The following is an 8,041-nucleotide window of genomic DNA, read 5'->3' as shown; positions in this document are numbered from 1 at the left end:
GTAAGTAACAAAATAAGAAAAGTACCTGTACCAGGTCCATAAAAACCATCATACATTCCTATAAAAAATGATATAGGCAAACTATAGTAAAAAGTCTTCTTAGATGAAAAATCTTCTACTTCATTTTCTTCAACATCTTTAATTAAATCTTTTTTAAACAACACATACATAGAAGTCAAAGGTAAAATTACAAGCATTATTATTTTGAAAGAATCAGCATCGATCAATAAAGCTGTTTTAGCTCCTATATAAGAACCCGCTAAAGCAAATATTGCACAGTAAATCCCAATTTTAAATTTTATGTATCCACTTTTGGCAAATCTATATGTGGTCAAAGTAGTACCCATAGCTGAACTTAATTTATTTGTTCCAATAGCGGTATGGACAGGAACACCAGAAATGATATAAGCAGGAAGTGAAATAAAACCACCACCACCAGCAATAGCATCAACAAATCCACCTAAAAAAACCAATGGACAAATTATTAAATACATTTTTAAAATTTCAAGCATTATTTTTTATAATATCCTTTCTATAAACTATAACTATAAAAGATAGTTAGTTATCACAGAATTATAAATAGAAATTATTATCTATAAATATTATGATTATAAATAAATTATACCACTATAAAACATAAAACTAAAGAAGCATTAATAAAACCAAGTGAATAGGACACTTGGTTTTATTAATTGAAATATATAACTAGCATTTATTTGCTAACTTTTTTTACATTTATATGAGCCTTATATTCTTTTTCTTGCCAATTTAATCGAGTAGCAACTCTTGCTTCTTCATTTAAAGTAATATTTTTTAACATTAATTCTTTGAATTTAGGATAGCCTGCCATATCCATTAAATGACCTCCATGTAAGTACTTTGGAATACCGTTTAATGTATCAGCTGAAAAGTCCTTCCAATTTCCAATAACATCAAGCAATACTTCCTCTGTAATATAATCTAAGAAGATCTGACCAAGTCTTGGACTTCTTTTACTTGTTCTACCACCTATTAAAACTCTATAAAATGGCTCAGGTGATCTTGTAAATGCTCTAGTAGGACATGCTACTATACATTCTCCACATCCGATACAAAGTTCTTCATTTCTTATAATTTTACCATTAACCTCTTTTAATGCACTTGTTACATGTCCTTGACAAGCTCTTGCACAAGCTCCACAACCTACACATCTATCATAGTTATAATTAGGTATAGTAACCCCTAGTATACCAAAGTCAGCCATATGAGCTTTTATACAGTCATTAGGACAACCTGCTATATTAGTTTTTATGTGGTAATTACTTGGGAATATTATATTTTCTATTTTACTTGCAAGTTTAGAAACTTTAGCATTTGCTTTTACGCAATGATCTGCACCTATACATCCAGCTATATTTCTAGCTCCTAGAGTTGGGTATCCACAATCATTTACATCTATATCTACGTTACATTGTTCTATTTCTATTTCATGTATATAATTTTTTACTAATAAGTTAACTTTATCTATATTTTCAAATTTTATTCCAGGCATATGAAAACTTTGTCTTGCCCCAAAGTGGAAAGTACCATTCCCATAAGTTTCTGCTATATGTTGAACTAAACTTAAGTGCTTAGCTTGTGTAAGACCTCCTGGAACTCTCATTTGGAACATGAACTCTCCAGCAACTTTTGATTGTCTAAAACAATTTGCACGAAGTTTGTCAATATTAATATCTTTATTCATAGTAGTGTCTCCTTTATTTATCTCTACCTAATTTAGTGTGTATGTTATCTAATTCTTCACTTAATTTATTTACTGTAGTTGAGAAGTTTATAAATCTAGGACAAACATCCGTACAACGTCCACATCCCACACAAACTTGCTCATTAGATGCACTTAATTTAGGTCTGTAGAATTTATCTAAAACTCTCTGTCTAATTCTTGCAGGAACTACTTCTGCCATAGATGTATTTTTAAGTGCTGATGATTTGACTAACTGACACCCTGACCAAACTCTTCTAGTTTCAGTTAAATTAGAATTATCAGAATAATTCACTTTAGTTTTAGATAGGCATGTACAAGTTAAGCAAGCCATATTACAGCTTCCACAACCTATACAACGGCTCTTATATTCATTCCATAACTCTAATTTTTTAACTTCATCCATAGCTTCTTTATCCCATATTTCTAAGTCAGGAATGTTAAGTTTTGTTTCATTTTCTGTTGCAAATCTTATTTCAAAATTTTCTTGAGCATAACCAGTATTAAAGTATTTATCAAATTCATTATCTTTAACTTTTATAGATATACTTTCTGTTGCAAATTTTATTCCTAATGAATAATCATCTGTTGTATTAGTACCTAATGATACACAAAAACATGTATCCCATGATTTAGGACATTCCATAACCATAAATTTAACTTTATCTCTTCTAATTCTATAAAACTCATCATTCATAAATGCTTTATCTATTCTAGTGATTCCATGAATATCGCAAGAACGAAGAATTATTAATATATTTCTATTATCTATATCTTTAATAGTATCTATTTTTTGACCATTTGATTCAATTGATAAAGCATGATTTATTGGTAACAATATTTCTTTTGGAGATCCTTGTGACTTTATTTTATATTCAACATCACTAAAAGAATTTATTTCACCATACCTTATAGAGTCTGTATAACTATATAACCCTTCACCTTTAAAAGTAATAGGTGCATACACTCTATAGTTTTCTTGCAGAATTTTTAATACATTATCTGCTTGTTCTAATGATAATTTATAATCCATAATTATCCTCCAAATATAATTTATTTTTATACATTTAATAATCATATACTTATTACTTTTAAAGGTCAATTCACAAATTTTTCTGATGGTAACCATAAATTTTTTTTATTATTATTTATTAAAATCCAATGATATAATATGAAATATTAAAAACAATGTTTATTTAAGTTAGATTAGAACTAGCATTTTTAAAAAAATTAAAAGCTTTATCTAACAATAGAAAAAAAATATAAGGAGAATATTATACATGGTAAATATTAAAATTAACAAGCAGTGTATACAAGTAGAAGATAATATAACTATATTAGAAGCTTGTAAGAAAGTTGGAATAGAAATACCTAATTTTTGTCATGATGAGAGATTAAAACCACATAGCTCTTGTGGAATATGTGTAGTAGAGCTTAATGGAGAAAAAATAAAAAATTCATGTTCTACTATGGTAGAAGAGGGAATGGAAATTACTACAGGAAGCAAAAAAGTAATGCAAATAAGAACAAAAATATTAACTAATATGATTTCAAATCATGATTTAAATTGTAAAGATTGCTATAAAAAAGGAAATTGTAAATTACAAAAATACTTTGTAGAATATGCACCTTATATGGATAAGAAAAACTTAAAAATTGAGAAAAAATGCTTACCTATAAATGAAGAAAATAAATTCTACAATTATGACCCAAATAAATGTATAAAATGCAAAAAGTGCTTTAGAGTTTGTGAAGAACTTCAAAACTCTCATGCAATAGAAGATAAATTTAGACGTTATAAAAAAGAAGGAAGAGAACAGATAATTGCAAAAATAGGAGATACACACTGCGTTTCTTGTGGTAACTGTATCGCAGTATGTCCAACTGGTGCATTAACTCCTAAGTTTGAAAAAGAAAAGATAAATGAAACAGAAGATGTAAGAACAACTTGTACTTATTGTGGAGTAGGGTGTCAATTAGATTTAAAAGTAAAAGATGATAAGGTTGTTGGAGTAGAAGCAGCTAATGGTCCATCAAATGAAGGAATGTTATGTGTTAAAGGTAGATTTGCATATAATTTTATAAATCATAAAGATAGATTAACGAATCCATTAATAAAAAAGAATGGAAAGTTTGAAGAAGTATCTTGGGAAGAAGCATACGATTATATAGTTAAAAACTATGACAGTATAAAAGAGGAATATGGAAGTGATGCATTTGCTGGTCTTGCATCAGCTAGATGTACAAATGAAGATAACTACTTATTCCAAAAAATGTTTAGAAAAGTTATAAAAACCAACAACATAGATCATTGCGCACGATTATGACATTCCTCTACGGTTGCAGGTCTTGCAATCACGTTAGGTAGTGGAGCTATGACAAATAGTATAAAAGAAGTAGAAAATAATGATTTTATGTTAGTAATAGGTTCAAATACTACAGAAAATCATCCTATAATTGGAGCTAAAATGAAAAAAGCAGTAGCTAATGGGGCTAAGCTTGTTGTTATAGATCCAAGAAAAGTAGAATTAACTAAGTACGCAGATTATCATTTACAAATACAACCAGGCTCAAATATAGCATTATTAAATGCTATGATGAATGTAATAATAGAAGAAAACCTTCAAGATAGCAAATATATAAAAGAGCACACTGAAAATTATGAGTCTTTAGTCAAATTAGTTAAAGACTATACTCCAGAAAAAGCAGCTAAACTTTGTGGTGTCAAGGCAGATGATATAAGAAAAATAGCTAGATTATACGCTACATCTAAAAAAGCTGGAATATACTATTGTATGGGTATAACTCAACATAGCAATGGAACACATAATGTAATGGCAGTATCAAATTTAGCATTACTTTGTGGAAATATAGGTAAAGAACATGCAGGAGTTAATCCATTAAGAGGACAAAATAATGTTCAAGGTGCATGTGATATGGGAGCTTTACCAGAGTACTACACAGGATATCAAAAAGTTAACAATGAGAAAGCTAGACAAAAATTTGAACTAGCATGGAATACTGATTTACCTGAAAAAGAAGGACTTACTTTACCAGAAATAATGGATTCTATAATAAAAGATGATATTAAGTTCCTTTATGTAATGGGAGAAAATCCAACAATATCAGATCCAAACTCAAACCATATAGGAAGTGCTTTAGACAAAGTTAAATTCCTAGTTGTTCAAGATATATTTATGACTGAAACAGCTAAATATGCAGATGTTGTTTTACCAGCATCTTCATTTGCAGAAAAAGATGGTACATTTACTAACACAGAAAGAAGAGTACAAAAAATTAGAAAAGCTATAAAAAATGTTGGAAATACTAAGCCAGACTGGACTATAGTAATGGAACTTATGAATAAATTAGGTGAGGATAAAAGATACAATAATGAAGCTGAGATAATGGATGAAATAGCATTAGTTACACCTCAATATGGTGGAATTGATTATGATAGATTAGAAAAATCTAGTTTACAATGGCCATGTCCAACTAAAGAACATTTAGGTACTAAATATCTTCATTCAAATGGACCAATAGGTGGAAAAGGTAAATTTATTCCTACTGATTATGTAGTAAGCCATGAAGAAGTTGATAAAGATTATCCATACATCATGATAAACGGAAGAGTCTTATATCAATATCATACTAGAACTATGACAGGTAAAATAGATGGATTGAATGAAATAAATGGTACATCATTTATAGAAATACATCCAAATACAGCAAAAAAATTAAAGATAAAAGATGGAGATAAATTAAAGGTTTCTTCTAGAAGAGGAGAAGTCATCACTTTTGCAAAAATAACAGATATAATAGAAGAAGAAATATTCTTCATGCCATTCCATTTTGCAGAGGGTGCAGCAAACTATTTAAGTGGTGCTGAATTAGATGAGATATGTAAAATACCAGGATTAAAAATTTGTGCTATAAATATTAAAAAAATGAAATAATAGTTTAATATAATAGTGATAGCTAGTGTTTGCTATCACTATTATAGATTACTAGAAAAACAATAGATTACTAGAAAGTGTGTAAAATATGAGTTTATGTAAAAGTGCAGTAATACTAGCTGGTGGTAAAAGTACTAGAATGGAATTTGATAAACAGTTCTTGGTAATAAATGAAAAAAGGCTTATATATGATTTAGCAAAAAAATTAAAACAAAGTTTTGAAGAGATAATAATAGTTACAAATAAACCTCAATATTATGTAAATTGTGATTATAAAATTGTAAGTGATGAGATAAAAGAAAGTGGACCACTATCAGGAATATATACAGGTCTTAAAAATAGTAAAAGTGAATATGTGTATTTTGTAGCTTGTGACATGCCCAATATAGATAATAATTACATCGAATATTTAAAGTCTATTGTAAATAATAAAAAAGAAATATACATTACCAAAATAGATCAATTTGTAGAACCATTTCATGCAATTTATAAAAAATCTTTATTTACAGAAATAGAAGATTTTTTATTAATAAATAAAAAAAAATCTATAAAAAGTTTTTTAGAGGATAAAAACAAACATATTTACAACATCTATAAAGAAGATTTTGAATGTAATAATCTTAAAAAAAATATTTTTGAAAATTTAAATAACAAACAAGATTTATGTAAATATATAAAGGAGTCTAAAAACTATGGGTGCAACTAAAAAATATATTATAAAAAAGTATGTAGATAGGGAACTATTTGAAGTTGAAGATATAGTAGTAAAAGAATATGCTCTAACTATATTTTTAAATGATGAGCAATTTATAACATTACTATGTACTCAAAAATCTTTAGAAAGTTTAGTTATAGGATTTTTATATTCAGAAAAAATTATAAAATCTTTAGATTGTATAGATAATATAAATATTGATGAAAATAAATGTCATGCATATGTTAAATTAAACAATTTAAGTAATATAAATGAGAAATTATATGGAAAAAGAGTTATAACTACTGGATGTGGAAAGGGAAGTATATTTTATGATGCACTACATTCTTTAAAATGTAATAAATTAAGTAATAAAGTTGATATAAATTATGAGAATTTATTAAAAACAATGAAAGTTTTTAATAAAAGGTCTGAGTTATTTGAACAAACAGGTGGAGTCCATAGTGTAAGTATAATACACAAAGATAAGATATTATATTTTGAAGAAGATATAGGAAGACATAATGCACTAGATAAAATTATTGGAAGATGTTTAATAAATAATGTAAATATAGAAGACAAAATTATAATGACAAGTGGAAGAATTACTTCAGAAATTGTACTAAAATGTGCAGGACTTGGAATAGGGTGCATAGTGTCAAGATCTGCAGCTACTGATTTAGCAATAAATACTAGTGAAGAATTAAATATAGAAGTAATTGGGTTTGCAAGAGAAAATAAGCTAAATATTTATAATAAAAGAGTTTAGAGAAAGGTAGGCAAATAATATGCAACTAAAAAAAATAATAACAACATCTTTATTAATATCATTAATGACTATATCATTAACAGCTTGTAGTACAAATAAAACAAAAGAAGATGCTACATCAAGTTCTGAACTAATATTAGCAACTACTACAAGTACTCAAGATAGTGGTCTTTTAGATGAATTATTGCCACAATTCACAGAAGAAACTAATATACAAGTCAAAACTATAGCGGTTGGAACTGGTAAAGCTATACAAATGGGTGAAAATGGTGAAGCAGACGTATTATTAGTTCATGATACTAAGTCAGAAGAAAAGTTTGTTGCAGATGGATTTGCTAAAGAAAGACATGACGTAATGTACAATGATTTTATTATAGTTGGACCTAAAAATGACCCTTTAAAGTTAAAAGAAATTGAAGGTGAAAATAAAACACAACAAGCTTTAAATAAAATATATGATGAGCAGCGAATGTTCATATCAAGAGCCGATGATTCAGGAACTGATAAAAAAGAAAAGAAAATTTGGAAAGAAGTAGATTTAACACCAAAAGGTGATTGGTATGTAGAAGCTGGAGCTGGTATGGGAGATATTTTAAAAATGGCTAGTGAAAAGCAAGGATATACATTAACAGATAGAGCAACATTTTTAGCTATGAGAGACAAATTAGATTTAGATATAGTTGTTGAAAAAGATACGGATTTAAAAAATCAATATGGAGTAATGTGTGTTAATCCAGATAAGTTTGATAATATAAATGATAAAGAAGCTAAAGAATTTGAAGAATGGATTTTAGAAGACGAAACTCAAAAAAATATAGAGAACTTTAAAAAAGAAGAGTACGGGCAGTCTTTATTTACTCCAAATGCAAAGTAGGTAAAGG

The 8,041-nt window shown here is 27.8% G+C and carries 7 protein-coding genes; 4 read left to right on the top strand and 3 right to left on the bottom strand.

The window, feature by feature from the left end:
• From ACRC03_RS10515 to ACRC03_RS10505, 3 genes are all read right to left on the bottom strand, one after another.
• Positions 1–512, bottom strand: a 512-nt coding sequence (locus tag ACRC03_RS10515) for a sulfite exporter TauE/SafE family protein (RefSeq protein ID WP_438652519.1), incomplete at its 3' end; no start/stop codon positions are given.
• A gap of 200 nt (positions 513–712) precedes the next feature.
• The gene (asrC, locus tag ACRC03_RS10510; protein WP_438652518.1) at positions 713–1,723 is read right to left on the bottom strand and encodes a sulfite reductase subunit C; all 1,011 of its coding nucleotides are present in this window, start codon (positions 1,721–1,723) and stop codon (positions 713–715) included.
• A gap of 13 nt (positions 1,724–1,736) precedes the next feature.
• A complete protein-coding gene (locus ACRC03_RS10505) occupies positions 1,737–2,774 on the bottom strand; it encodes a 4Fe-4S dicluster domain-containing protein (protein ID WP_438652517.1) in 1,038 nt (345 codons plus the stop codon).
• Positions 2,775–3,021: 247 nt separating this feature from the next.
• On the opposite strand from ACRC03_RS10505, the gene fdhF reads away from it, so the two are divergent.
• From fdhF to ACRC03_RS10485, 4 genes are all read left to right on the top strand, one after another.
• Positions 3,022–5,697, top strand: a complete 2,676-nt coding sequence (fdhF, locus tag ACRC03_RS10500; protein WP_438652516.1) for a formate dehydrogenase subunit alpha — start codon at positions 3,022–3,024, stop codon at positions 5,695–5,697.
• Positions 5,698–5,785: 88 nt separating this feature from the next.
• Positions 5,786–6,403 carry a molybdenum cofactor guanylyltransferase gene (locus ACRC03_RS10495; RefSeq protein WP_438652515.1) on the top strand — a complete coding sequence of 206 codons (618 nt, stop codon included), beginning with the start codon at positions 5,786–5,788 and terminating at the stop codon, positions 6,401–6,403.
• Complete coding sequence (gene fdhD, locus ACRC03_RS10490) at positions 6,390–7,160, top strand: formate dehydrogenase accessory sulfurtransferase FdhD (RefSeq protein ID WP_438652514.1); 771 nt, start codon at positions 6,390–6,392, stop codon at positions 7,158–7,160. Before ACRC03_RS10495 ends, fdhD begins: the two co-directional genes overlap by 14 nt.
• A gap of 19 nt (positions 7,161–7,179) precedes the next feature.
• Positions 7,180–8,034, top strand: a complete 855-nt coding sequence (locus tag ACRC03_RS10485; RefSeq protein ID WP_438652513.1) for a substrate-binding domain-containing protein — start codon at positions 7,180–7,182, stop codon at positions 8,032–8,034.
• Positions 8,035–8,041: the final 7 nt, after the last annotated feature.

Source organism: Romboutsia sp., assembly GCF_051659545.1.
Lineage (GTDB): Bacteria > Bacillota > Clostridia > Peptostreptococcales > Peptostreptococcaceae > JBOFOR01.
This window is presented reverse-complemented; position numbering and strand designations above follow the sequence as displayed.